The following is a 23,909-nucleotide window of genomic DNA, read 5'->3' as shown; positions in this document are numbered from 1 at the left end:
GAGCCTTCCGAACCGTCCTCCAGCGACCCCGCCGGGCCGCCGCCTACCGCCTCTGAAGCTGATCGAAGTCCCATGCCGAAAACGCTAGGCACCGCCACGGAAACTTGTTGATCTTGCTCAATTCCCGGGGATTACCCAGCAGTTGTGGATAACTCCGTCACTCGCACGAGTGAACCTCGCCCGCGCAGAAGTGAGATCAGCCCCACCACAGCGAGATCACCCCACCAAGGCGGGATCACCTCACCCAGACAAGACCGCCTCACCCAGACAAGACCATCTCACCCAGACAAGACCGCCTCACCGAGACAAGAGCACCCCACCCCGACAAGAGCACCCCACCCCGACGAGACCGCCTCACCGAGGCGAGACCACGGCCCCGAGCAGCCCGGGCCCGGTGTGCGCCCCGATCACCGCGCCCACCTCGCTGACGTGCAGGTCGACGAGGCCGGGGACGCGGTCGTGGAGGCGGTCCGCGAGGGTCGCCGCGCGCTCGGGCGCCGCGAGGTGGTGCACGGCGATGTCCACGTCGTGCGCCCCGGCCCGCTCGATCACGATCTCCTCGAGACGGGCGATCGCCTTCGACGCCGTGCGGACCTTCTCCAGCATCTCGATGCGGCCGTCGTCCAGCGCGAGCAGCGGTTTCACGGCGAGTGCGGAGCCCAGAAGCGCCTGGGCCGCGCCGATGCGGCCACCGCGGCGCAGGTAGTCGAGGGTGTCGACGTAGAAGTACGCGGACGTCGCCGCGGCCCGCTTCTCCGCGGCCGACACCGCCTCGTCCATGGTGCCGCCCGCGTCGGCGGTCTCGGCCGCGGCGAGGGCGCAGAAGCCGAGGGCCATCGCGACCATGCCGGTGTCGACGACGCGGACCGGCACAGGTGCCTCACGGGCGGCGAGGACGGCGGCGTCGTACGTACCGGAGAACTCGGCCGACAGGTGGAGCGAGACGATGCCGGTGGCGCCCGCCTCCGCGACCTTGCGGTAGGTCTGGGCGAAGACCTCGGGGCTGGGGCGCGAGGTGGTCACGGGGTGGCGTTTCTGCAGGGCCAGCGCGAGGGAGCGGGCGGAGATCTCGGTGCCCTCTTCGAGCGCCCGATGGCCGAGTACGACCGTCAGCGGCACCGCGGTGATGCCGTGCCGCTCCATCGTCCGCTGCGGCAAGTAGGCCGTTGAATCGGTGACGATCGCGACATGGCGGGACATGAGCTGGAGATTACCCGCAGGAACCCGGGTGCGGCAGTCCGACCCCTGCACGCGGGCGGCGGGGGCGACGTGCTTCCGACGGGGCTTCGGGCAGGCCGAGGGAGCAGGCCCGCGCCGTGGCCTCGGTGGCGGACTCCGCGGGTCAGGTGGTGCTCTCGGGCTTGGGCTTCTTCTGCCAGGGGTACGTCGGCTGCTGCTTCGGCGGGGTGATGGCGGGCCTGGTCGGCTCCTGGGAGGAGCGGTCGGCGTGGTCCCCTTCGGCCGCGCGGGCGGACGCCTGCGGCCGGGACGGCTTGTTCAGGTCGGCCGTGCTGCCGGACGCGGTCTTCGCCTCGTCGGTCCGCTGGGGCGTCGCGGGGTCGGACCAGGAGGTGAGGGGCTGGTCGTCGGACGGTCCGGCCGTCCAGTGCCGCAGCGCGCCCGCCTCCATGTCGATCTGCTCGCTGAGCAGGTCCAGGTCGTCGTCCGCGAACTTGTGGGCGCGGTCGCGGGCCGCCCAGCGGAGTGAGTCGGCAGCCTTGACGATCTGCTCGGTGCGCTCCTTGAGGGCGGGCAGGCGCTGGCTGAGCTCGATCCGGTCGGGCTCCCGCTCCAGGCGCTTGAGGTCGTCGTCCAGCTCGTGGCCGTGGGCGCTGAGGCGCTGGAAGAGCGCCAGGGACTCGTGCAGCGAGGAGTCCTCGGCGACGCCCGCGCGCAGCGAGTCCTGGGTGGCCCTCATGGAGGTGCGCAGGCGCAGCCGCAGCTGGGCCAGCTCGCCGACGGCGCCGGGCTGGGCGAAGGTACGCGCGCGCAGGGTGGTGTCCTCCACCGTGCGGCGGGCCTGCGTGATCGTGCGGTCCATGCCGCGTCGGGCCGCTCCGACCGCCTTGACCACCGCATACGCCCCCAGCGCCAGGAACAGCACGAAGAGCAGCGCGACCACTGCGATCACGGCTTCCACGATGCTTCTCCTTCAGCCTGGCGAATCCGTCTGGCGAATCGGCCTGCGGCGGTTGTCGGTCCACGGCGGTACGGGGCGGGGCGGCGCGAAGTGCTGCCGACGGCGCTGTTCCCGCCGTCCTCTCCACGGTAAACGCAGCAAGCCTTCCGAGGGTTCCAGCGGAACCCCCAAGCTGCCCGTAGGGGACTACCCCGATGCGCGTCACCCGACCCGCAGTTGGCGCCCGGCCCAGGTACGCCACCGACCGGCCAGGCACACAGCCGCCCCCCATCGACCACCGCCCACCGACCACCGACCACCACCAGCCGACCGCCACGCACAGAAGCGGCGGGCCCCCTCGAGGACCCGCCGCTCACCGATCACACAGGACCGGCCCCAGGAACGATCACACCGGACCGATCACACCGGACCGATCACCCAGGCCCGACCGCACCACCCCCGGTCGGACCGCATCGCCCCTCACGCCGGAACGATGTTCACCAGCTTCGGCGCCCGCACGATGACCTTGCGGATGCCCGCGCCCGCCAGCGCGGCGACCACGCGCTCGTCGCCCAGGGCCGCCTTCTCCAGCTCCTCGTCGGAGATGGCCGGTGGGACCTCCAGGCGGGCCTTGACCTTGCCCTTGATCTGCACGACGCAGGTCACGGTCTCGTCCACGACGTACGCGGGGTCGGCGACCGGGAAGTCCTGGTGGACGACCGTGTCGGTGTGGCCCAGCTTGCGCCACAGCTCCTCGGCGATGTGCGGGGCCAGCGGCGCGACCAGCAGCACCAGGCGTTCGGCGACAGAGCGCGACACGGGGCCCGCGGCCTTGGTCAGGTGGTTGTTCAGCTCGGTGATCTTGGCGATGGCGGTGTTGAACCGCATGCCGTCCAGGTCCTGGCGCACGCCGTCGATCGCCTTGTGCAGCGCCCGCAGGGTGCCCTCGTCGGGCTCGGCGTCGGAGACGGTCACCTCGCCGGTGGCCTCGTCGACGATCAGGCGCCACATGCGCTGCAGCAGCCGGTACTGGCCGACGACCGCTCGGGTGTCCCAGGGGCGCGAGACGTCCAGGGGGCCCATCGCCATCTCGTACAGGCGCAGCGTGTCGGCGCCGTACTCCTCGCAGATCTCGTCCGGAGTGACGGCGTTCTTCAGGGACTTGCCCATCTTGCCCAGCTCGCGCTTGACCGGCTCGCCCGCGAAGAAGAACTTCCCGTCGCGCTCCTCGACCTCGGTGGCGGGGACCGGGAAGCCGCGGCTGTCCCGGTAGACGTACGCCTGGATCATGCCCTGGTTGAACAGCTTGTGGAACGGCTCGGCGGACGAGATGTGGCCCAGGTCGAACAGGACCTTGGACCAGAAGCGGGCGTACAGCAGGTGCAGTACGGCGTGCTCGGCGCCGCCGACGTACAGGTCGACGCCGCCGGTGGGCTGACCTTCGCGCGGCCCCATCCAGTAGCGCTCGGCGTCGGGGGCGACCAGCTGCTGGTCGTTGTGCGGGTCCAGGTAGCGCAGTTCGTACCAGCACGAACCGGCCCAGTTGGGCATCGTGTTGGTCTCGCGGCGGTAGCGGCGCGGACCGGAGCCGTCGCCCAGGTCCAGGGTGACGTTGACCCAGTCCTCGTTGCGGGACAGCGGGGTCTCCGGCTGGGTGTCGGCGTCGTCCGGCTCGAAGGTGCGCGGGCTGTAGTCGTCGACCTCGGGCAGTTCCAGGGGCAGCATGGACTCGGGCAGCGCGTGGGCCACGCCGTCCTCGTCGTAGACGATCGGGAAGGGCTCGCCCCAGTAGCGCTGGCGGCTGAACAGCCAGTCGCGCAGGCGGAAGTTGACGGTGCCCCGGCCGATGCCCTTGCGCTCCAGCCACTCGGTGATGCGGGCCTTGGCCTCGACGACCACCAGGCCGTCCAGGCTGACCTCGTCCCCGGAGGAGCCGATGATCTTCGCTTCGTAGGAGTCGAAGGAGTCGTCCCACGTGGACGGGTCGGTGCCGCGGTCGTCGGAGGGCTCGACCACGCAGCGCATCGGCAGCTCGAAGGCGCGGGCGAAGGCGAAGTCGCGGGAGTCGTGCGCGGGGACGGCCATGATGGCGCCGGTGCCGTAGCCCATCAGGACGTAGTCGGCGATGAAGACCGGGACCTGCTCGCCGCTGACGGGGTTCGTCGCGTACGCGCCGGTGAAGACGCCGGTCTTCTCCTTGGCGTCGGCCTGGCGCTCGACGTCGGACTTGGCGGCGGCGAAGGCGCGGTACTTGGCGACGGCCTCGGCGGGGGTGGCGTGGCCGCCCGTCCACACGTCGTGGGTGCCTTCGGGCCAGGCGGCCGGGACGATGGTGTCGACCAGCTCGTGCTCGGGCGCCAGGACCATGTAGGTGGCGCCGAACAGGGTGTCCTGACGGGTGGTGAAGACGGTGATGGCGTCGCCTTCGGAGCCGACGGGGAAGTCGACGCGGGCGCCTTCGGAGCGGCCGATCCAGTTGCGCTGCTGCAGCTTGATGGCCTCGGGCCAGTCCAGCGCGTCCAGGTCGTCCAGCAGGCGGTCGGCGTAGGCCGTGATGCGCATGTTCCACTGGCGCAGCTTGGCCTTGAAGACGGGGAAGTTGCCGCGCTCGGAGCGGCCGTCGGCGGTGACCTCCTCGTTCGCCAGGACGGTGCCCAGGCCCGGGCACCAGTTGACGGGGGCGTCGGAGGCGTACGCCAGGCGGAAGCCGCTCAGGACGTCGGCGCGCTCCTTGGCGTCCAGGGCGCTCCACGCGCGCGTGGAGCCCGGTACGGCGCGCTCACCGCTCTCGAACTGCGCGATCAGGTCGGCGATCGGGCGGGCCTTCTTCGCCTCGTCGTCGTACCAGGAGTTGAAGATCTGCAGGAAGATCCACTGGGTCCACTTGTAGTAGTCCGGGTCGATCGTCGCGAAGGAGCGGCGCTTGTCGTGGCCCAGGCCCAGGGCGCGCAGCTGGGCCTTCATGTTCTCGATGTTGGCTTCCGTGGACACGCGCGGGTGCGTGCCGGTCTGCACGGCGTACTGCTCGGCGGGCAGGCCGAAGGCGTCGAAGCCCAGGGAGTGCAGGACGTTGTGGCCCGTCATGCGCTGGAAGCGGGCGAAGACGTCGGTGGCGATGTAGCCCAGGGGGTGGCCGACGTGCAGGCCCGCACCCGAGGGGTACGGGAACATGTCCATGATGAACTTCTTGGGGCGCTCGACCAGGGCCGGGTCGCCGGCCAGGTCGCCGCTCGGGTTGGGTGCCTCGTACGTGCCGTTCGCGTCCCAGAAGTCCTGCCAGCGCGCCTCGATCTCGGCCGCCAGGGCGGCCGTGTAGCGGTGCGGGGCCGCCGCCTCGGCGGCGGTGGCGCCTCCCGCGCCCGCCGCGCCTTCAGCAGTGGCGGAGGAATTCGTCTCGCTCATGGTCCTCAAAGCTCCATCGATCGTCTCTGCCTGCGGAAATGGCCGGACGGCCAAATAAAAATGCCCCTCGCACAGGAGGGGACGCCGCGCCGATTCCGACCGCGCTCACTGGGCGGTCGGGACTGATCAGCGCGGCCCGCTAAGCAGAAGGCGTACGGCACGCATGGCGTCAGGGTACCGCAGCGCTCCGGAGCCGGGCGACGCGCTTTGTCCGTATCCCGGGCGGCCCCGAAGAACCCACCCATGGCCAAGGGTTACTCCGCGTACCACCCACTATCGGGGCAACACCAAGATCGAGTCGCGCTTTGATAACAACGCAATAACTCAAACCACGTACCCATCGGTATGGCTCGACTTAGCATGCGGCGACCGGACCATTTCGGAGTCGCCCCCATGAACCCTCTGAACCCGCACCGCAAGAGCCGCGGAAGTCCCACACCCTCCGCGACACCGCCGCGACGCTCCCCCTCGCCGCAGCGTTCCTCCCCCGCTCCGCCGCCCTTCCCGCCGCCCGCACCGCCCGCGTTCCCCAGGGTCCGCGCGCCGAGCAGAGCGGCCCGCGGCATCGTCACCACGGCCGCGCTGCTGCTGATACCCCTGCTCGTGTTCGCGGGCGGTGACGACTTCCGCGCCGCCCTCGACTTCACCACCGGCGTCCTGTCCCTGGTCGCCCTGACGGCGTCGGTGATGTGGGGCCTGGTCGCCTCCGACCGGCTCTTCCTGCGCTCGCGCCAGCGGCTGCTCGCCCAGGCCGTGCACCGGGCCACGGCAATCGCGTCCGTGGGCTTCCTGCTGCTGCACGCCACCGTGAAGCTCGCCCTGGACCATGTCTCCGTAGTGGGCGCCCTGGTGCCCTTCGGCCTCGGCTTCACGGGTGGGGACGGGCTCATCGGCCTGGGCTCCCTCGCCGGGCTCCTGATGATCACCACCAGTGTCACCGGCGCCCTGCGCAGCGCCTTCGCCTCACCGGTCCAGGTCGCGTCCCGGTGGCGCGCGCTGCACATGCTGGCCTACCCGGCCTGGTGCGCGGCCCTGCTCCACGGCCTGTACGCGGGCCGCCCGCCGAAGCCGTGGGTGATGGCCCTGTACTGCCTGTGTCTGGTCGCGGTCGCCGGAGCGGTGGCACTGCGCGCGGCGCCGCGTCCGGTCAAGCGCAAGGTGGCCGCCCGGATCTTCGCCCTCCTGGAACCCGACGACCGGCCGACGCCCGACCGCTCCCGCCGCCGCGAGGCCCCGACACCCACCCGGGACACCGCGTCGGCACCGCTGCCCGGCACCGCGTCGGGCCGCGCCGCCACCTCGCCCGACCAGCCCCCGGTCGTCGGCATCGCCGCCGCCTACCGCGCGCTGGCCGCCCCTTCCGACCCCGACGCGTCGCTGCCCCTGGACCTCCAGCCGACCGAGGTCCTGCCCACCGTGGCCCCCCGCTGGCCCGCCCCCTCCCCGCCCCCTCCTGCCGAGGCCCCCACGGCCGCGTTCCCGCACGCCTCCCCGGACGACGGCCACGACTCCGTAGCGAGCGGACACGACCCCCTGGACACACAGCACGACTACGGAGACAGGGGTTTCGGCTCCGGGGACACCGACCCGTACGGCACCTCGTACGACACCGGACCCCAGCCCGCCTACCACCCGCCCGTGCACGATCCCCTGCCCGCCTACCACCCGCCCGTCCACGACCCCGTGTACGACGACGGCCCCGCCACCCAACAGCTGCCCGGCCCCTTCCAGGCGCCCAGCACCGGCGAGCCCTGGCACGCCCCCACCGGAGGAGGCAAGTGAACGCGTCCCTGCCCGATGTCCCCGAAGTCCGTGTGGTCGGGCTTCCGCTGCTGACTTCGGGCTTCGACCTGGTCGAGCGGCTCGACCTGGCGATGCACCTGAAGGTGCACGGCCCGCTGGAGCCCGTCGCCGGCGAGCAGCTCGCCACGCTGGCGGAGCAGATCTCGCTGCGTGGCCGCGGCGGCGCGGGCTTCCCGTTCGCCAAGAAGCTGCGGGCCGTCGCGGAGGCCGCGATCCGGCGGGGTGTGCGGCCCGTGGTCGTCATCAACGGCAGCGAGGACGAGCCCGCGTGCCGCAAGGACACCGTGCTGATCAACCGTGCCCCGCACCTGATCCTGGACGGCGCGTTGCTCGCCGCGGAGGCGCTGGGCGCGCGCACGCTCGTCGTCGGCGTGACACGGGACTCCACGGAGGCCTCGATGCAGGCGGCGCTCGCCGAGCGCGGCCTGAGCAACCGGCGCGGATCGGTGCTCCGCGCGCGCGTGCAGCGCAATCCCGTGCGCATGGTCACCGGTGAGTCCTCGGCCCTGGTGCGCTCCGCGGACGGCGGGCCGCCGCTGCCTCCGGGGCGCAAGGCGCGTACGTCCGACTCCGGGGTGGGCGGCGCGCCGACGCTCCTGTCGAACGCGGAGACCTTCGCGCAGCTGGCCGTCGCCGCCCGCATCGGCGCGGAGCGCTACCGGCGCACGGGCTTGCGCGACGAGCCGGGCACCGTACTGCTGACCCTCTCCGGAGCCGTCGCCCGGCCGATGGTCCTGGAGGTCCCAACGGGCGTGCCCCTCCGGTACGTTCTGCAGCTCGCCGGCGCTCCCCCGCTGCCGCAGGGCGTCCTCACGGGCGGCTATCACGGCAAGTGGCTGGACGCGGTCACCGCGCACGACGCGGTCGTGTCCCGGGCGGCCCTGGATGCCTGTGGGGGCGCGCTCGGCGCGGGCGCGATCCTGCCGCTCGGCCCGGGCACGTGTCCGCTGGGTGAGGCCCTGCACGTGGCGAACTGGCTGGCGGCGGAGAGCGCGGGCCAGTGCGGGCCCTGCTATCTGGGTCTCCCCGCCGCCGCGCGGGGGCTCGCCGATGTCCTCGACGGTGGCGGGCCCACCGCTCTGGAGGCGCTGCGCGAGGTGACGCGGGCGGTGAAGCGGCGGGGCGCGTGCAAGCATCCGGACGGCTCGGCGGCGTTCCTGGAGTCGACGATCGCGGCGTTCACGGACGATCTCGCCGCGCACGTCCTGGGCGACGGCTGCGGGCGTCCCGTGGAGGGCGTCCTGCCGCTCCAGGACGACAGTCCCCAGGGGGAGGCGTCGAGCGGCCGCAAGCTCGCCGTCGACTGGACGCTGTGCCAGGGCCACGGCCTGTGCGCGGACATCGTGCCCGAGCTGATCCAGCTGGGCCCGGACGGCTTCCCTGCGGTCGCGGAGGCCGCGGTGCCGCGCTACTCCGAAGCGCGCGCCCAGCGCGCGGTGCGCCGCTGTCCAGCGCTGGCCCTGCGCATCGAGGAGGCTCCGGCGGCGATCCCGGCGCAGCCGCCGTCGGCGGGTCTGCCGATGCTGCCGCGGGGCCGCGGGCGCAGGGCGCTCGGCAGCGGCCGGTGAGGGCGGCGAGAGGCAGTGAGGGCTGTGAGCGCGGCGAGAAGTAGCTGAACGCCCTGTACGGAGGGACCTGGGGTGCGTGCCTCAGGTCACCTCGTACACGCCCGGGGCGCGCAAAGAGCGGGCCCCGGGGAACACGAAAAAGCGGGCCACCCGATCCGGGTGGCCCGCTCATCTACTGTGGAGCTAAGGAGAATTGAACTCCTGACCTCCTGCATGCCATGCAGGCGCTCTACCAACTGAGCTATAGCCCCTTGCTGCTGTTCCGCCCGGTTTCCCCGGCGACTCCGCAAACATTACACGGTCACCCCCGTGGTCCACCAAATCGTTTCCGTCCCGGACACCCGAGGTCACTACGGTCCGGCCACGTGTCCGCGATCGCCACCGCTGTCGTCCGCCGCCGTGTGCCCCTGGCCGCCGGGGTCTGCGTGCTCTCTTTCGTCCTCTTCTGGGCCGCTCAGCGCACGGCCCAGGTCTCGATGATCGACCTGTCGGTCTACCGCGCGGAGGGCATGGCCGCGCGCGCGGGCGTCGACCTCTACGCGCTGCGTGCCACCGAGTACGACCTGCCCATGACGTACCCGCCGTTCGCGGCGTTGCTGTTCACGCCGCTGACGCTGCTCGACCTGGCGGAGCTGCGCCCGATCGTCACGCTCGGGAACCTGCTGCTCCTGTTCGTGTTCGTACGGCTCTCCCTGAGGCTGGTGGGAGCCGAGCGCCACGCGCGCGTGGAGACGGCTCTGTGGGTGTCGGCGGCGGCTGTCTGGGCGGAGCCGGTGTGGACGACGCTGCGCTACGGGCAGGTGAATCTGCTGCTCGCCGTGCTGGTGCTGTGGGGCCTCACGCGGCGTCCGGACCACCGGTGGGCGGGGGTGGGCATCGGGGTCGCCGCTGCGATCAAGCTGACGCCCGGTCTCTTCGCGCTCTTCCTGCTTCTGGTGGGTGCCGTGGCGGGGGCGCGAGGGAGTGCGTGGCGGCCCGCCGTGCGGCACGCGTGCGTGGCCGCCGCCGCGTTCCTGGGGGCGACGCTGGCGGCGACCGTGGTGCTGCCGGAGGACTCCCGGAACTTCTGGACCCGGGTGATCTTCGAGGCCGACCGGGCCGGGCGGGTGGAGAACACCGCGAACCAGTCGGTGCGCGGGGTGCTCGCGCGGCTGCTGCACACCCCGGAGCCGGGTGCCTGGTGGGCGGTCGGGGCGGCGGGGGTGTGCGTGGCCGGGCTCGCCGTGGCGGTGGTGGCGGCGGCGCGCGGGGAGCGGGCCTGGGGCGCGGTCGCCTGTGCGGCGACCGCGCTGCTCGTCAGCCCGGTGTCGTGGTCGCACCACTGGGTGTGGTGCGTGCCGATGGCGCTGCTGCTGTGGACGCGTGCGGAGCGGTGGGGCGGGCGGGGGCGGTGGGTGGCGGCGGGCGGCCTCGGCCTTGCGTTCTGCTCGTACGCGCTGTGGTGGGTGCCCCACCGCCATGGGCGGCCTGAACTCGACCAGAACTTTGGCGAGATGACGCTGTCAGCGGTCTATCCGCTGGCCGCTTTCGGCTTTCTCGCCGTCGCCGCGGCCGTCGCTCTGGGACGTCCGCGACGGGATCGGGCCGACCGCGCGAGCGGGCGGGACGGCCGCACAAGGGCCCTCTCGGGCGCCTGAGGCGGGAGCGGACGGCTCAGGCGGTGGCGAACGAGTAGAAGCGCTTGAGGGTGCAGTGCTCGTCGAGCAGGCGGCCGTAGATCGGCTCCCCTTCGAGTTCGCGGTACGTCTCGATGGGGTCGCCCTTTATGATCAGCGCCCGCGCGCACTCCTCGCACCAGTACTGGTAGTCAGGGTTGACCGGTTCCATGTCGCGGACGATCGGCGTACCGCTGCCGCACCAGTCGCATTTACGCCTGTGTGCACCCATCGATCAGCTCCAGCTGTGGCCGCAGGCGGTGCACACGTAACTGACTCCGCCGTTGTCACCGAGGACTTGAGCCACGTGGGCCGAACCGCAGGAAGGGCAGTGGAGGAGCGTGGCATCGCCGAGCTGTATGTCCGCCACGTCGAAGAGGCCCCCGGCCTCTTCGAGGATGCTCGCAGGCATCGCGCTCTCCCTCCCGTCGGGTCACCGTCGGCGCTTTGGTGCATTCCCCTTCCGGCCCGGTCGATTCTGCCACGACCTCGGCGAGACGGTCAGCGACGCATGCGTACCAGTCCGGACACGGCCCCCAGGGCGGCCGCCGCGGCGAGCGCGTAGAAGCTCACCAGGAGCGCGTCCGCCGATGAATACGCCCCAGGAGCCCCCTGTGACTCAATCCGGGCGAGGAAAACCGCGCCGAAGGCCGCGACGCCGGTGAGCTGTCCGAGCTGGGTGACGGTGGCGAGGAAGCCACTGGCGTCCGCCGCGTCCTCGGGCCGCACCGTCGCGAGCGCGCGCGTGAGGGTCGGGCTGAACCCGAGCGAGAGGCCGATTCCGCCGACGACGAACGGCACGTACAGCCACAGCCCGCCGTCGCCGCCGTCCCGCAGCAGCAGGCCCGTGGCGACGAACGACAGGGCCGAGAGCGCGAACCCGCCCGGGATCAGCGCCCGTTGCAGGGCCGCGGGCCACTTGCGCCAGGTCAGACCGACCACTCCGAAGACGATCGCGGACGGGGCGAACGTCAGGCCCGCGCGCAGCGCGCTGTAGCCGAGTCCGCCCTGCACGTGCAGGGACAGCACGAACAGGAACCCGGAGTTGACCGCCATCACCGCGGCGAGCCGGAACACGGCGAGCCCCATGCCCGGCACCCGCAGGACCCGCGGCGAGATCAGCGGCGCCCCGCCGCGCCGGGCGAGCCGCGCCTCGTACCCGCCGAACAGGACGGCGAGCACGGCGGCGGCCCCGAGGGACACCCAGGTCCACAGCGGCCAGCCCTCCTGCTCACCGAGGACCAGCGGCACCGTGAACGCCGATACGGCGGCGCCGAGCAGCACGAGCCCGGGCAGGTCGAGCCCGCGCGCCCGGCCCGCGTCCGCGCGGTCGTCACGGGGCAGCACGCGGGCGGCGACGAACAGCAGCACCACGCCGACCGGCACGTTCACCAGGAACACCGGCCGCCAGCCGGTGCCGAAGAGGTCGGCGCTGACGAGGAGACCGCCGACGACCTGTCCCGCGGCGGCACCGGTGGCGAGGACCGCCGAGTACGCGCCGAGGGCCTTCATCCGGGCCTCGCCGGTGAAGTTCCGCTGGATGAGGCTGAGCACCTGCGGGATGAGGACGGCGGAGCCCGCGCCCTGCAGGAGCCGGAACGCGATCAGCTGGCCGGTGCTCTGGCTCAGCCCGCAGGCGAGGGAGGCGGCCGTGAAGACGGCGAGCCCGATGAGGTAGACGCGGCGGTGGCCGAGCCGCTCGCCGAGGCGCGCGCCGGTGATCAGCAGGACGGCGTACGTGATGGTGTAGCCGGCGATGACGAGTTGCAGTCCGGCGCCGGACGCGTGCAGCTCCTCGCGGATCGTGGGCGCGGCGACGTTGACGATGAACACGTCGAGCAGCGCCATGAACTGGGCGGTGAGCACGGCCGCGAGCAGCCGTCCGGGGCGGATGTCAGTGCCGGGGGCTTTACTGGATCGAGGAGTTGGGGCGGAGGTCGCCGCGGCTGGGGTCGTAGTCGTCATGCCCCGAGCGTGGTCGCGGGCGAGTACAGGTAGTGAGAGCCCGCTGATGCTGGTACTGGCAGCACCTGGCAAGGCCGGGGGCGGGGACGGACGATGGGGGACGTGACGACGATGGACATGACGGGGACACCACGCACGGCATCGCCGGCACGCACGGCGCCGCCCGCACGCACAGCGCCCCCGGCACACACGGAGCCGCGCGCACGCACGGTGCCTACGGTGCCGCCCACCCACCCGGGGCCGCCCACCACGCCCGCCACCACGCCCGCTCCAGCTCCCGCCACCACGCCCGCCCGTCGCCGCCCCGAGCTGGCCGCGTTCCTGCGGGGGCGCAGGGCCCGCGTCACCCCCGCCGACGTGGGCATGCCGCCCGGCCCCCGGCGCCGCACGCCGGGCCTGCGCCGCGAGGAGGTCGCCCAGCTCTCCGGCGTCGGTGTGACGTGGTACACGTGGCTGGAGCAGGGCCGCCCCATCAACGCCTCCGCCCAGGTCCTGGACGCCGTCGCACGCACGCTGCGCCTGGACAGCGCGGAGCGCGAGCATCTGTACCACCTGGCGGAAGTGCCGTACGCCGCGCGGCACGAGGCGGCCGCGCAGACGGTGGGCACGGAGATCCAGGGCATCATCGACGCCTTGGACCCGCACCCGGCGGTCGTGTACAACGCGCGGTACGACATCCTCGCCACCAATCCCGCCTACAGAGACCTCTTCCTCATCCCGCCCATCGAGGCGATAGGCGTGAAGAACGTGCTGTGGACGCTGTTCGTCGTGCCGGAGAAGCACTGTCCGCTGGTGTTCAGGGACTCGGAGCTGCCGGTGATGGTGGCGACGCTGCGCGGGGAGTACGGCCGGCATGTGGGCGAGCCCGCCTGGGAGCACTTCATCCGGGAACTGTCCGCGGCGAGCCCGGAGTTCGCACGGATGTGGGCGAGCGGCTATGTGGTGCCGCCGGGGCCGCGGGTGAAGACGTTCTGGCACAAGGCCGTCGGTGAGCTGCGGATGACGTCGGTGTCGCTGTCGATCAACGGCATGCCGGACTGCCGCATCGTGGCGTACACGCCGGACGACGAGGAGACAGTCGACCGGATGGCCCGGCTGCGCGCTCTGCGCCGCGACGACGAGCACGGGTGATCCGGACCGGCGCCCGCGATCCGCACGACCCGCGCGATCCACGTGGGAGGGACGCCGGGAATGCGGAGAGGCGCCGGGAATGACGAAAGCGACGCGGCTCACATCTTTTGTGAGCCCACGCCGCTTCTCGTGTGAGTGGAGCTAAGGAGAATTGAACTCCTGACCTCCTGCATGCCATGCAGGCGCTCTACCAACTGAGCTATAGCCCCTTGCGCCACGCGGCGGAGCCGCATGGTGTTTCGCCCCGCTCGGCGGGGCGAACAAGAAGAACTTTAGCCTGCGACCTGCCCGAATGCGAAATCCGCTCCCCGGCACCGGTGACCTGGGCTTCCGCGGGGACACGCGGGCCGTCCGACCGGCTGTCCGATCGGCTGCCCGACCGGCCCTAGTCGTCGTCGCCGAGCACCGGCTCGGGCAGCGTGCCCGCGTTGTGCTCGAGCAGGCGCCAGCCGCGCGCGCCCTGGCCGAGGACCGACCAGCAGCAGTTGGAGAGACCGCCCAGGCTCTCCCAGTGGTGCGGCTCCAGGCCGAGGAGGCGTCCGATGGTGGTGCGGATGGTGCCGCCGTGGCTGGCGACGACCAGCGTGCCGTTGTCGGGCAGCTTCTCCGCGTGCCGCAGCACGACCGGGGCGGCGCGGTCGGCCACCTCGGTCTCCAGCTCACCGCCGCCGCGGCGCACCGGCTCGCCGCGCTTCCACGCGGCGTACTGCTCGCCGTGCCGGGCGATGATCTCGTCGTGGGTCAGGCCCTGCCAGGCCCCGGCGTAGGTCTCCCGCAGGGCCTCGTCGTGGGTGACGTCGAGGCCCGTGACGGCGGCAAGCTCGGCGGCGGTGGCCGCGGCCCGGCTGAGGTCGGACGCGATGATCGCGTCCGGCTTCAGGGAGGCGAGCAGCCGGGCGGCGCGCCGGGCCTGGCCGAGGCCGACTTCGGTCAGCTCGATGTCCGTGGTGCCCTGGAAGCGGCGCTCCAGGTTCCAGGCGGTCTGGCCGTGCCGCCACAGGATGATCCGGCAGCCGCGGCTGCTCACCGCAGCTCACCGCCCAGCTCGCGCAGGGCTCCGGCCTCCTCGGCGGCCTGCTGCCGGTCGGCGTACTCGGCGGCCTTGCCGCGGGTGGCCTTGGCCTCGGCGGGCAGCTCGATCTCGGGGCAGTCCTTCCACAGGCGCTCGAGGGCGTAGAAGACACGCTCCTCGCTGTGCTGGACGTGCACCACGATGTCGACGTAGTCGAGGAGGACCCAGCGGGCCTCGCGGTCGCCCTCGCGGCGCACCGGCTTGGCGCCGAGTTCCTTGTTGAGGCGCTCCTCGATCTCGTCGACGATCGACTTGACCTGGCGGTCGTTGGGCGCGGATGCGAGCAGGAAGGCGTCCGTGATCGACAGCACGTCGCTGACGTCGTACGCGATGATGTCGTGCGCGAGCTTGTCGGCGGCCGCCTGCGCGGCGACGGTGATGAGCTCGGTGGAGCGGTCCGTGGCGGTCACTAGAGAGCTTTCCTTCAGATGGGCAATACCCGTCAAGGGTCTCACGGACCGCCCGCGGGTCCCCAGAAGATTGTTTCGACCACGCCAGGACCGTGCCAGGACCGTGCCAGGACCACGCCGGATCCGCTCCGCAACCACTCCCGGAGCACCCCCGGCCCGCCCCGCAACCACTCCCGGAGCGCCCCCGCCCCGCCCCGCAACCGCCCCGGGGACCACTCCCGGCACCGCTCCGAGGCCGCCCCGGCCCCGGTTCCGCGACCTAGTAGTCCCCGCCGAGGACCACCGACACATCCGCGTTCGGTGCCGTCTTGCCCTTGCGGACCGTGCCCGCGGGCAGGCCGAGGGTCTTGGCGACCTCCTGCGCCTCCGCCTTCTTGCCGGCGTCGGCGTAGGTGACCTGCGACGACGCCGCGGACGTGCCGGAGCCGCCGTCGACGAAGGTGTAGCCGCCGTTGACCAGCGCGATGCGGGCCTTCTCCGTGGAGTCCTTGTCGCCGGTGGCGTTGCGCACGCCGACCCGGACGGCCGCGCCCTGCTCGGGGCTCTTCACGGCGCCGCCGAGGACGTCCTTGACCACGCTCGTGCTGGCCTTCTCGGTCAGCGTCCCGTCGTCCTGGACCGGAAGGAGCGCGGTGGCGTAGTCGCCGCCCTTGGCGCGGTCGGCGAGCTTCGCGAGGAAGGTGCCGAGATCCTTCTCCTTCAGGGACGGGTCGAGGATCTGCGCGAGCGACTGCACGGTGACGGTCGCGGCCTGCGGGTCGGACGACAGCTTGCGCAGCACGCCCTGCATGACCTGGCCGAAGCGGGTGAGCTGCGCGGTCTCGGCCTCGCCGGATGCGCGGTAGGTGGCGTACGCGACGGCCATCGGCCCGCTGAGGGTCTGCTGCTCGCCCTTCTTGACGAGCGGCGCCTCGCCCTTCTTCTTCGCCTTCGGGTCGGGGACGTCGGTGTTGGTGTCGATGTCGATGTTGCCGACGAGTTCGACGAGGTTGTTGAGATAGGGGGTGTCCAGGCGCCAGGTGCCCTCGACGTGGGTGCCGAGGGCCGTGTCGATCTCCTCGCGCGTGCCGGTGGAGCCGTCGTCCTCGACGGACTTGGCGAGCGTCGTCGCACTGCCGTCCTCGCTGGTCAGAGCGAGGGAGTCGGGGAGCAGGACGGTGCTGCCGCGCTGGGTGGTGGTGTTGTTCACGAGCAGCGCCGTGGAGGTGCCGCCGCCCTTGGTGTTGTGCAGGTGGACGACGATCACGTCGCGCTTCTGGGGCCCGGCGGCGGCCTGCTCACCGGACTTCTCGTCCGAGCCGCCGGGCAGCTTGCCCGCGGACCACAGATAGCCGACGCCGCCGACGACGGCGAGGGCGAGCACGACGGCCAGGGCGACGACGCGCGAGCGCCCGCGCCGCTTGGCCTCCTCCCGCCGCTCGGTGCGGCTCTCGGTGAACTTGAGCCAGTCGATGACGTCTTCGGATTCCTCGTCCGGTTCCTCTATGAACGAGAACTGCTCGGTGCGGTACTCGGGCGCCCCGTCGCCCTCGTGCGACCGCTCAGGCCCGGCTTCCGGCTCCGGGGACGGCTGTTGATGCGACGGCTCTTGACGCGACGGCTGCTGCGACGTCTGTGGCTGATACGAAGGCTGCTGCGACGTCTGCGCCTGGTACGCCGACTGCTGTGACGTCTGCGCCTGGTACGACTGCTGCTGCGGCACCCACCCGGTCTGCTCGCGGGTGTCGTACGCCGACGGCGGCACCGCCGCCTGCTGCCCGGTCGAGCCCTCCGCCGCGTACGGGTCGTAGCCGTATCCCTGCGACTGCTGCTGCGCGGCGTACGTGTCGTAGCCGGGCGCCGCCTGCGGGGGCACCTGGGGCTGCTGCACCAGTTGGTACACAGGACGCCCGTACTCGTCGTACCCGACGACCTCGTACTGGTCCGCCGCGTCACCCGCGTACTGACCCGCATACGGGTCCTGGCCCGCGTAGGGGTCGTACTGTCGGTCGTTCACCGGTGCCCCTCTCGGCTCACTCGCCGCGGTACAGCTCGCGCTTGTCGATATAACGCACCACACCGTCCGGCACCAGGTACCAGACGGGGTCCCCTTTGGCGACTCGTGTGCGGCAGTCCGTGGACGAGATCGCCAGGGCCGGTACCTCCACGAAGGAGACGCCGCCCTCGGGCAGGCCGGGGTCGGCCAGGGTGTGGCCGGGCCGGGTGACGCCGATGAAGTGCGCCAGCGAGAACAGCTCTTCGGTGTCGCGCCAGGTGAGGATCTGGCCGAGCGCGTCGGCGCCCGTGATGAAGAAGAGGTCGGTCTCGGGGTTGAGGCGGCGCAGGTCGCGCAGGGTGTCCGTGGTGTACGTGGGTCCGCCGCGGTCGATGTCGATGCGGCTGACCGAGAACTGCGGGTTCTCGGCGGTCGCGATGACCGTCATCAGATAGCGGTCCTCGGCCGGCGAGACCTTCTTGTCGCTCTTCTGCCACGGCTGCCCGGTCGGCACGAACACGACCTCGTCGAGGTGGAACTGCGCGGCGACCTCACTGGCCGCCACCAGGTGTCCGTGGTGGATCGGGTCGAACGTTCCGCCCATGACGCCGAGTCGGCGCTTGGCGGCGCTGGCCGGGCCCGAGCCCGGGCCGCCCTGCGGGCCGGTAGGCATGTCCTGCTCTCCCATGCGTGCAGACACTACCGGCCTCGCCGACAGGCCCCGGTCTCAGCCGTCCGGGGCCGGGCCGCGACGGCTCAGCGGTCGCGGTTGAAGCGGGTGGTGATCCAGAGCAGCAGGAGCAGCACGACGAGGGCGCCGCCGCCGGTCACGTAGGGGCTGATGCTCGCGTGCTCGTCGGTGTGCTCGCCGCCCTCGGAGGCGAGAGTGACCAACTGGGCGGCGGTGCTGTGGAAGCTCATCGTCAGCAGGACCTATCCGGTGTGGGATCGGGGTAAAGACTTGGGCACATCGTATGCGGGCCCCCGGGGTGCGGCCACGGCGCCCTGCCGAGGGCTCCCCGAGGGCCTCGGAGGTCACCCCGGGGCACCCGGGGCCAAGGGCCGCCGACCGCCCTCAGTCCTTCCGGTACCCGCGCAGCAGCAGCCACCCCACCAGGACGCAGCCCACCACCATCACGATCAGTACGACGCGCAGCAGGTTGCCGAGGCCTGGCTCGTCCTGTGCCCCGGCGGCCAGGGCGAGGGCGTGAGCTGCGGAGAGGTGCTCCATGGCGGATGACTCCTTCTGTGTGCTGCCCTGTCACGGTATCTCCGCCTAGGCTGGGTTCCGTCTCGGGGGCAGGAACGAGGACACGACATGGGGGATGCGGCATGACCAACGGCAAGTACGACGGCAATCACGACGGCACGGGGGACGGACAGGGGAACGTGCCGAGCCGGCAGCGCAGGCGCTTCCCCGGCATCTCCTCGCGGGCGTACGAACACCCCGCGGACCGCTCGGCCCTGGTGGCCCTGCGCAAGCTCAGCGGCTTCGACACGGTCTTCAAGGCCCTCAGCGGGCTGCTGCCGGAGCGCAGCCTGCGGCTGCTCTTCCTCTCGGACTCGGTGCGGGTCTCCGACGCCCAGTTCGCGCACCTGCACACGATGCTGCGGGACGCCTGTTACATCCTGGACCTGGAGAAGGTCCCCGCGATGTACGTCCAGCAGGACCCGAAGCCGAACGCCATGTGCATCGGCCTCGACGAGCCGATCATCGTCGTGACGACCGGCCTGGTCGAGCTCCTCGACGAGGAGGAGATGCGCGCGGTGGTGGGCCACGAGGTGGGCCACGCCCTCTCCGGCCACTCGGTGTACCGCACGATCCTGCTGTTCCTCACCAACCTCGCCCTCAAGGTCGCGTGGATCCCCCTGGGCAACGTCGCGATCATGGCGATCGTGACGGCGCTGCGCGAGTGGTTCCGCAAGTCCGAGCTCTCCGCGGACCGCGCGGGCCTGCTCGTCGGCCAAGATCTGCAGGCCTCCATGCGCGGCCTGATGAAGATCGCGGGCGGCAATCACCTGCACGAGATGAACGTGGACGCGTTCCTGGAGCAGGCCGAGGAGTACGAGGCGGGCGGCGACCTGCGCGACTCCGTCCTGAAGATCCTGAACGTGCTGCCGCGTTCGCACCCCTTCACCACCGTGCGCGCCGCCGAGCTGAAGAAGTGGGCCGAGACCCGCGACTACCAGCGGATCATGGACGGTCACTACCCGCGCCGCGAGGACGACAAGGACACGTCGGTCACCGACTCCTTCCGCCAGTCCGCGTCGTCGTACGCGGACAACGTCCGCACCAGCAAGGACCCGCTGATGAAGCTGGTCAACGACATCGCGGGCGGCGCGGGCGACCTGGGCGGCAAGCTGCGCGGGAAGTTCACCGGGCAGGGCAGCGGCGGCGGCTCAGCGTCCAACGGCTCGTCGGACCGCCCGTCCGACACCTAGTCGTCGGGCGACAAGCGCTCCCCGTCCGGGAACGAGCAGCGCTCACAGCGAAGGCTGGGCGGACCCCGCGAGCGTCCCGCACAGCGCCGTGGCATCCCCCGTCGCGTACGGGTCGGTGCCCGCGGGGCCGCCCGCCTTCGCCTTCTCGCCCGCGAGCAGCGGCCGCAGCTGCCGGGTGGTGTCGGCGGCGCAGGCCAGCGGCCCGGCCTGGACGTAGGAGGCGAGCAGTTCGGCCTGGTGCATGCGCAGGTCGTCGCGGTCGAAGCGGAAGTGCAGCTCGCGCCGGACGGTGAACAGGGAGGCCCGCGCGCGGGCGTCGGCCCGGGCCGGACGCAGCGCGTACACGAAGGTGTGGTCCGAGGCGACCTCGAGGGTGTCCTTGTCGGTCTCGGAGGCGCGCAGGCTGCCCTGGACGCGCACCCCGGGGTCGGCGAGCGCCGTCCGCTCCCGGTCGAAGCGGACCAGCCAGCCGGTGGGGGCGTGCCGCCCGTCGGCCGCGGGGTGCCTGAAGCTGCGGTCGAACTGGTCGAGCTGGCCGGGGTCGAGCAGGACGCGGGCGGGGCGCACGGCACGCCCCATCAGGACCTCGGGGTCGAGTGCGGACTGCACCAGGTAGTCCTTGGCGGTGGCGAGCGCGGAGACGACCTGGCCCTCGGAGAAGTGGGCGGTGCGGCGGGCCGCGGGCAGGTTGATGCCGCCGGCGCCGATGCGGAACTGCGCGGCGGGGCTCTTCGCGAACAGGTCGGCGACCTTCGCGGAGCCGGGCACGCGGCCCTGGGGGGCGAGTGGGATGACGGTCATCCGCAGCGGGTCGGGGCGTTTGGCGGCCGGGGTGCCGTACGGGTGTCGTACGCCCATGTAGATCGCCGTGCCGAAGGCGACGGCGATGAGGACGACGAGGACGACGACCTGCCGGGAGAGGCGGCGGTGGGCGGTGGGCCTGCGGCGTACGGCGCGCGCGTGGTCGCCCATCCGTTCCCGCGCGGAGAACTCCTGCAGCCGCGCAGCGCGTACGAACGACTCGTCGAAGACGACGGATCGGTACTCGTCCTCACCACCGGGAGCGCCCTCGGGTGTCCCCGCAGGTGGTTCTCCAGGCCCGCCCATACCTTCAGGGTAGGTCTCCGGGCGGTCAGGTAAACGCCCTGATACACGACAACTTCTGACAACTCCACACGCACGCCGCCCAGTTGGCGGCGCCGGCGTGCGCGGGCGGTCGTGGTGGCTCGTGGTGGCCGCTGCCTGGGCGGATGCGCCCGGCGGTCAGGGGGTGCGGGGCTCGGCGGGGACCGGGGACTGGCCGAACTCCGCCGACGCGGAGGGCCTCGGGGAGTCGCCGGGGCCCGCGTTCTGTTCGATCTCGGTGGTGGCGGGCGGGGGTATCCGGTCCTGGCGGCCGGACGACGCCCCTCGGTAGACCGCGGCGAAGGCCAGGGCGACCATGCCTATGCCGAGGAGGAGGGCGAGCATCCAGGCCACCGGGCGGTGCCAGCGGACCTTGGCGCCGCGGCGGCCGTAGCGTCCGCGGCCGTCTTCCAGGAACTCGGGGTCGCCGAGGTCGTCGTAGTCGTCGAGGTCGCCGTCGCGGCCGAACTCGCCGGTGCCGTAGCCCTCGTAGGGGTAGTCGTCGTCCGGGCCCGAGCCGTCGGCGCCGTGCGGGCCGCGGCGGCGGGCGCGGCCCCTGCGGGCCTCGGCCTCGGAGGCCTCGGCGCGTGCCTCGGCGGCGGCGAGCAGCCGCTCCACCGCGGTGGGCTCATGGATCTCGGCGGCGCGCACGAAATCCTCGTCGAAGACCACGGAGGCGAACTCTTCGTCCGCACCCCCGTGGTCGCGGTCGTCGTCGGGTTCCCAGCCGTCGGGAAACGGCGAACCCCCCACGTCCTCCGGCACCCGTCCAGCGTAGACCTGGACGGGGCAATTTGGGCAGACGCAGAGGCAATTCGGGGGTTGTGACCCTCAACGCCCCACTACCCCGCGGCGGTCACGCGACGTGTCGCGCGCCGCGCGCGACCGTCACCGGACGTGGCCGTCGCCCGTCACGATGTACTTCGTGGAGGTGAGCTCCGGCAGCCCCATGGGGCCGCGGGCGTGCAGCTTCTGGGTGGAGATGCCGATCTCGGCGCCGAAGCCGAACTGGCCGCCGTCGGTGAACCGCGTGGAGGCGTTCACGGCGACGGTGGTGGAGTCCACGAGCTGGGTGAAGCGGCGCGCGGCCTGCTGCGAGGTGGTGACGATGGCCTCGGTGTGCCCGGAGGTCCACAGGCGGATGTGCTCGACGGCCTGTTCGAGGGAGTCGACGACGGCGGCGGCGATGTCGTACGAGAGGTACTCGGTCTCCCAGTCCTCGGTGGTGGCCGGTACGACGGTGGCCTTGGAGCCGGGGGCGTACGCCTGGACGCGTTCGTCGGCGTGCACGGTGACGCCGGCGTCGGCGAGGGCGTCGAGGGCGCGGGGCAGGAAGGCGTCGGCGATGTCGGCGTGCACGAGGAGGGTCTCGGCGGCGTTGCAGACGCTGACGCGCTGGGCCTTGGAGTTGATCAGGATGTCGACGGCCATGTCGAGGTCGGCGTGCGCGTCGACGTAGACATGGCAGTTGCCGGTGCCGGTCTCGATGACGGGGACCGTGGACTCCTCGACGACGGTCCTGATCAGGGAGGCGCCGCCGCGCGGGATGAGGACGTCGACGAGGCCGCGGGCGCGCATCAGTTCGCGGACGGACTCGCGGCTCTCGCCGGGGACGAGCTGTACGGCGTCGGCGGGCAGACCGGCGCCGTGCACGGCGTCGCGCAGGACCCGCACGAGCGCGGTGTTGGACTCGTACGCGGAGGAGGAGCCGCGGAGCAGCACCGCGTTGCCCGACTTCAGGCAGAGGGCGGCGGCGTCGACGGTGACGTTCGGGCGGGCCTCGTAGATGATGCCGACGACGCCGAGGGGGACGCGGACCTGGCGCAGGTCGATGCCGTTGGGCAGCGTGGAGCCGCGGACGACCTCGCCGACGGGGTCGGGCAGGGCGACGACGTGGCGCACGTCGGCGGCGATGGCGCGGACGCGTTCGGGGGTGAGGGTGAGGCGGTCGACGATCGCCTCGCTGGTGCCGGCCTCGCGGGCCTTCGCGATGTCCTTGGCGTTGGCCGCCACGATCTCCGCGGTACGCACTTCGAGGGCGTCGGCGATGGCGAGCAGCGCGTCGTCCTTCTCGGCGCGCGGCAGCGGCGCGAGGGTGGCCGCGGCGGCGCGGGACCGGTAGGCGGCCTGGGCGACCGGGGACATGTTGTCGTAGGGCGAGAGCGCGGTCATGAGGGCAGCGTAACGGCGCGCCGGAGGGCGTCCAGACGCTGTTCCGCCCAGCGAGACGCCTCGCGGGCCGTGCCGGGGGCCGCGCCGGGGGCCGCGCCGGAGGGCCAGCCGGGCGCCCGCCTGCGGGACAGGGCGCCGCAGCACGGAGATGGCTGGAATTGACACGCGCTTCCCAGTCCCCCGTGTCTTCCCCGCTCACGAACAGCACCCCCGAACAGCACCCCCGAACAGCACTCACCAATTGAGCAACCACAACGGCGATCAACCAGCTCCGCGAGAGCTGCGCCGGTTCAGGCGCATGGAAACGTGCCGGTTCAGGCGCACGGGAACGTGCCGGTTCAAGCGCACGGGAACGTGCCGGTTCAAGCGCACGGGAACGTGCCGGTTCAAGCGCGCTAAAACGGATGCACGCCGACGGGCGTCGCGGGCAGCGGCCCGTACCCCTCCGCGATCCGGTGGTGATACGTGTCGCGGTCGATCACTTCGAGGCCGACGATCTCCCACGGCGGCAGCTGCGCGCTCTGCCGGTGCTCGCCCCACAGGCGCAGCGCGACCGCGGCGGCGTCGTGCAGGTCACGGGCCTCTTCCCAGTAGCGGATCTCCGCGTGGTCGTGGGCGTAGCGGCTGGTGAGCAGGAAGGGGTGGTCGTGGGCGAGCTGTTCCAGGCCTCGCCGGACCTCCTGGAGCGGCGCTTTGGCGCCGGAGACGCTCAGCGTGACGTGCCACAGACGGGGCGCGTCGGCCGTCTCGCCGCCGTCCCGCGCCTTGTTCTCGCGTGCCTCCTGGTCGTGGCCGTCGGCCGCGTCGCTGCCGTACGCCGCCCCCGCGGCGACGCTCGTCAGCGCACGCTCGGCCGACCCGCGGGACGCCGCCCCTGGGCGCACTCGTCTCACGACGGCCTCCTTCAACCAGTGGTGGTGCGGATATGCAACGGTCGTGTGGAACTGCCCTGCAACAAAGTTGAGCAGGACAAGCGGTCTCGCGGGGCGGTTTTGCGGAGTTTCACCTCGGGCGAGCCAGCCGTGACACGGCGTTCGCGCCTGTTTTCGGCCTGATTTGCGCTGGTGTCC

At 72.1% G+C, this 23,909-nt stretch carries 21 protein-coding genes and 2 tRNA genes; 5 read left to right on the top strand and 18 right to left on the bottom strand.

Features of this window, described 5'->3' with window-relative positions:
- Positions 1-354: 354 nt before the first annotated feature.
- The 3 genes from QUY26_RS26530 to leuS form a co-directional block, all read right to left on the bottom strand.
- Positions 355-1,200: a DegV family protein gene (locus QUY26_RS26530; RefSeq protein WP_289950876.1), complete on the bottom strand. Its 846-nt coding sequence runs from the start codon at positions 1,198-1,200 to the stop codon at positions 355-357.
- Between the two features lie 142 nt (positions 1,201-1,342).
- The gene (locus QUY26_RS26525; RefSeq protein ID WP_289950875.1) at positions 1,343-2,140 is read right to left on the bottom strand and encodes a hypothetical protein; all 798 of its coding nucleotides are present in this window, start codon (positions 2,138-2,140) and stop codon (positions 1,343-1,345) included.
- 459 nt (positions 2,141-2,599) lie between these two features.
- The gene (gene leuS, locus QUY26_RS26520; RefSeq protein ID WP_289950873.1) at positions 2,600-5,521 is read right to left on the bottom strand and encodes a leucine--tRNA ligase; all 2,922 of its coding nucleotides are present in this window, start codon (positions 5,519-5,521) and stop codon (positions 2,600-2,602) included.
- Between the two features lie 393 nt (positions 5,522-5,914).
- On the opposite strand from leuS, the gene QUY26_RS26515 reads away from it, so the two are divergent.
- Both QUY26_RS26515 and QUY26_RS26510 read left to right on the top strand, forming a co-directional pair.
- On the top strand, positions 5,915-7,303 hold the full coding sequence (locus tag QUY26_RS26515; RefSeq protein ID WP_289950871.1) for a cytochrome b/b6 domain-containing protein: 1,389 nt from the start codon (positions 5,915-5,917) through the stop codon (positions 7,301-7,303).
- On the top strand, positions 7,300-8,892 hold the full coding sequence (locus QUY26_RS26510; protein WP_289950868.1) for an NADH-quinone oxidoreductase subunit NuoF family protein: 1,593 nt from the start codon (positions 7,300-7,302) through the stop codon (positions 8,890-8,892). The genes QUY26_RS26515 and QUY26_RS26510 overlap by 4 nt, the downstream gene beginning before the upstream one ends.
- 178 nt (positions 8,893-9,070) lie before the next feature.
- Here QUY26_RS26510 and QUY26_RS26505 read toward each other — a convergent pair.
- Positions 9,071-9,143: transfer RNA gene (locus tag QUY26_RS26505), tRNA-Ala, on the bottom strand.
- Between the two features lie 114 nt (positions 9,144-9,257).
- Between QUY26_RS26505 and QUY26_RS26500 the strand changes: the two genes are divergently transcribed.
- Complete coding sequence (locus QUY26_RS26500) at positions 9,258-10,529, top strand: glycosyltransferase 87 family protein (protein ID WP_289950866.1); 1,272 nt, start codon at positions 9,258-9,260, stop codon at positions 10,527-10,529.
- A gap of 16 nt (positions 10,530-10,545) precedes the next feature.
- Here QUY26_RS26500 and QUY26_RS26495 read toward each other — a convergent pair whose 3' ends face one another.
- The 3 genes from QUY26_RS26495 to QUY26_RS26485 all read right to left on the bottom strand — a co-directional run bounded on the left by QUY26_RS26495 (position 10,546) and on the right by QUY26_RS26485 (position 12,512).
- Entirely contained in the window at positions 10,546-10,779 is a 234-nt protein-coding gene (locus QUY26_RS26495; RefSeq protein WP_016643127.1) for a hypothetical protein, read from the bottom strand.
- 3 nt (positions 10,780-10,782) lie between these two features.
- Positions 10,783-10,959, bottom strand: coding sequence for a hypothetical protein (locus QUY26_RS26490; protein WP_289950853.1), 177 nt, complete (start codon positions 10,957-10,959; stop codon positions 10,783-10,785).
- Positions 10,960-11,048: 89 nt separating this feature from the next.
- Complete coding sequence (locus tag QUY26_RS26485; protein WP_436840409.1) at positions 11,049-12,512, bottom strand: MFS transporter; 1,464 nt, start codon at positions 12,510-12,512, stop codon at positions 11,049-11,051.
- Between the two features lie 219 nt (positions 12,513-12,731).
- Between QUY26_RS26485 and QUY26_RS26480 the strand changes: the two genes are divergently transcribed.
- The gene (locus QUY26_RS26480) at positions 12,732-13,643 is read left to right on the top strand and encodes a helix-turn-helix transcriptional regulator (RefSeq protein ID WP_436840408.1); all 912 of its coding nucleotides are present in this window, start codon (positions 12,732-12,734) and stop codon (positions 13,641-13,643) included.
- Between the two features lie 136 nt (positions 13,644-13,779).
- Here QUY26_RS26480 and QUY26_RS26475 read toward each other — a convergent pair.
- The 7 genes from QUY26_RS26475 to QUY26_RS26445 form a co-directional block, all read right to left on the bottom strand.
- A tRNA-Ala gene (locus QUY26_RS26475) sits at positions 13,780-13,852 on the bottom strand.
- A gap of 176 nt (positions 13,853-14,028) precedes the next feature.
- Positions 14,029-14,670, bottom strand: a complete 642-nt coding sequence (locus QUY26_RS26470) for a histidine phosphatase family protein (protein WP_289950851.1) — start codon at positions 14,668-14,670, stop codon at positions 14,029-14,031.
- On the bottom strand, positions 14,667-15,125 hold the full coding sequence (gene rsfS, locus QUY26_RS26465; protein ID WP_030362627.1) for a ribosome silencing factor: 459 nt from the start codon (positions 15,123-15,125) through the stop codon (positions 14,667-14,669). The genes QUY26_RS26470 and rsfS overlap by 4 nt, the downstream gene beginning before the upstream one ends.
- Positions 15,126-15,384: 259 nt before the next feature.
- Positions 15,385-17,121, bottom strand: a complete 1,737-nt coding sequence (locus QUY26_RS26460; protein WP_289950848.1) for an LCP family protein — start codon at positions 17,119-17,121, stop codon at positions 15,385-15,387.
- 16 nt (positions 17,122-17,137) lie between these two features.
- The gene (nadD, locus tag QUY26_RS26455) at positions 17,138-17,788 is read right to left on the bottom strand and encodes a nicotinate-nucleotide adenylyltransferase (protein WP_289950845.1); all 651 of its coding nucleotides are present in this window, start codon (positions 17,786-17,788) and stop codon (positions 17,138-17,140) included.
- Between the two features lie 68 nt (positions 17,789-17,856).
- Positions 17,857-18,021: a hypothetical protein gene (locus QUY26_RS26450; RefSeq protein WP_289950843.1), complete on the bottom strand. Its 165-nt coding sequence runs from the start codon at positions 18,019-18,021 to the stop codon at positions 17,857-17,859.
- A 154-nt stretch (positions 18,022-18,175) separates the two neighbouring features.
- A complete protein-coding gene (locus QUY26_RS26445) occupies positions 18,176-18,331 on the bottom strand; it encodes a hypothetical protein (RefSeq protein WP_289950842.1) in 156 nt (51 codons plus the stop codon).
- Between the two features lie 101 nt (positions 18,332-18,432).
- Between QUY26_RS26445 and QUY26_RS26440 the strand changes: the two genes are divergently transcribed.
- Positions 18,433-19,542, top strand: a complete 1,110-nt coding sequence (locus QUY26_RS26440) for a M48 family metallopeptidase (protein ID WP_289950841.1) — start codon at positions 18,433-18,435, stop codon at positions 19,540-19,542.
- A gap of 42 nt (positions 19,543-19,584) precedes the next feature.
- Here the strand turns inward: QUY26_RS26440 and QUY26_RS26435 are convergent, their stop codons facing one another.
- The 4 genes from QUY26_RS26435 to QUY26_RS26420 all read right to left on the bottom strand — a co-directional run bounded on the left by QUY26_RS26435 (position 19,585) and on the right by QUY26_RS26420 (position 23,723).
- The gene (locus QUY26_RS26435) at positions 19,585-20,649 is read right to left on the bottom strand and encodes a hypothetical protein (RefSeq protein WP_289950840.1); all 1,065 of its coding nucleotides are present in this window, start codon (positions 20,647-20,649) and stop codon (positions 19,585-19,587) included.
- A gap of 156 nt (positions 20,650-20,805) precedes the next feature.
- Positions 20,806-21,432, bottom strand: a complete 627-nt coding sequence (locus QUY26_RS26430) for a hypothetical protein (RefSeq protein WP_289950839.1) — start codon at positions 21,430-21,432, stop codon at positions 20,806-20,808.
- A 123-nt stretch (positions 21,433-21,555) separates the two neighbouring features.
- A complete protein-coding gene (locus QUY26_RS26425; RefSeq protein ID WP_289950837.1) occupies positions 21,556-22,839 on the bottom strand; it encodes a glutamate-5-semialdehyde dehydrogenase in 1,284 nt (427 codons plus the stop codon).
- Positions 22,840-23,234: 395 nt separating this feature from the next.
- Complete coding sequence (locus QUY26_RS26420; RefSeq protein ID WP_289956067.1) at positions 23,235-23,723, bottom strand: hypothetical protein; 489 nt, start codon at positions 23,721-23,723, stop codon at positions 23,235-23,237.
- Positions 23,724-23,909: the final 186 nt, after the last annotated feature.

The sequence above is a fragment of the Streptomyces flavofungini genome, from assembly GCF_030388665.1.
Taxonomy (GTDB): domain Bacteria; phylum Actinomycetota; class Actinomycetes; order Streptomycetales; family Streptomycetaceae; genus Streptomyces; species Streptomyces flavofungini_A.
The sequence above is the reverse complement of the archived record's forward strand: the minus strand, read 5'-3'. Positions and strand labels throughout refer to the sequence as shown.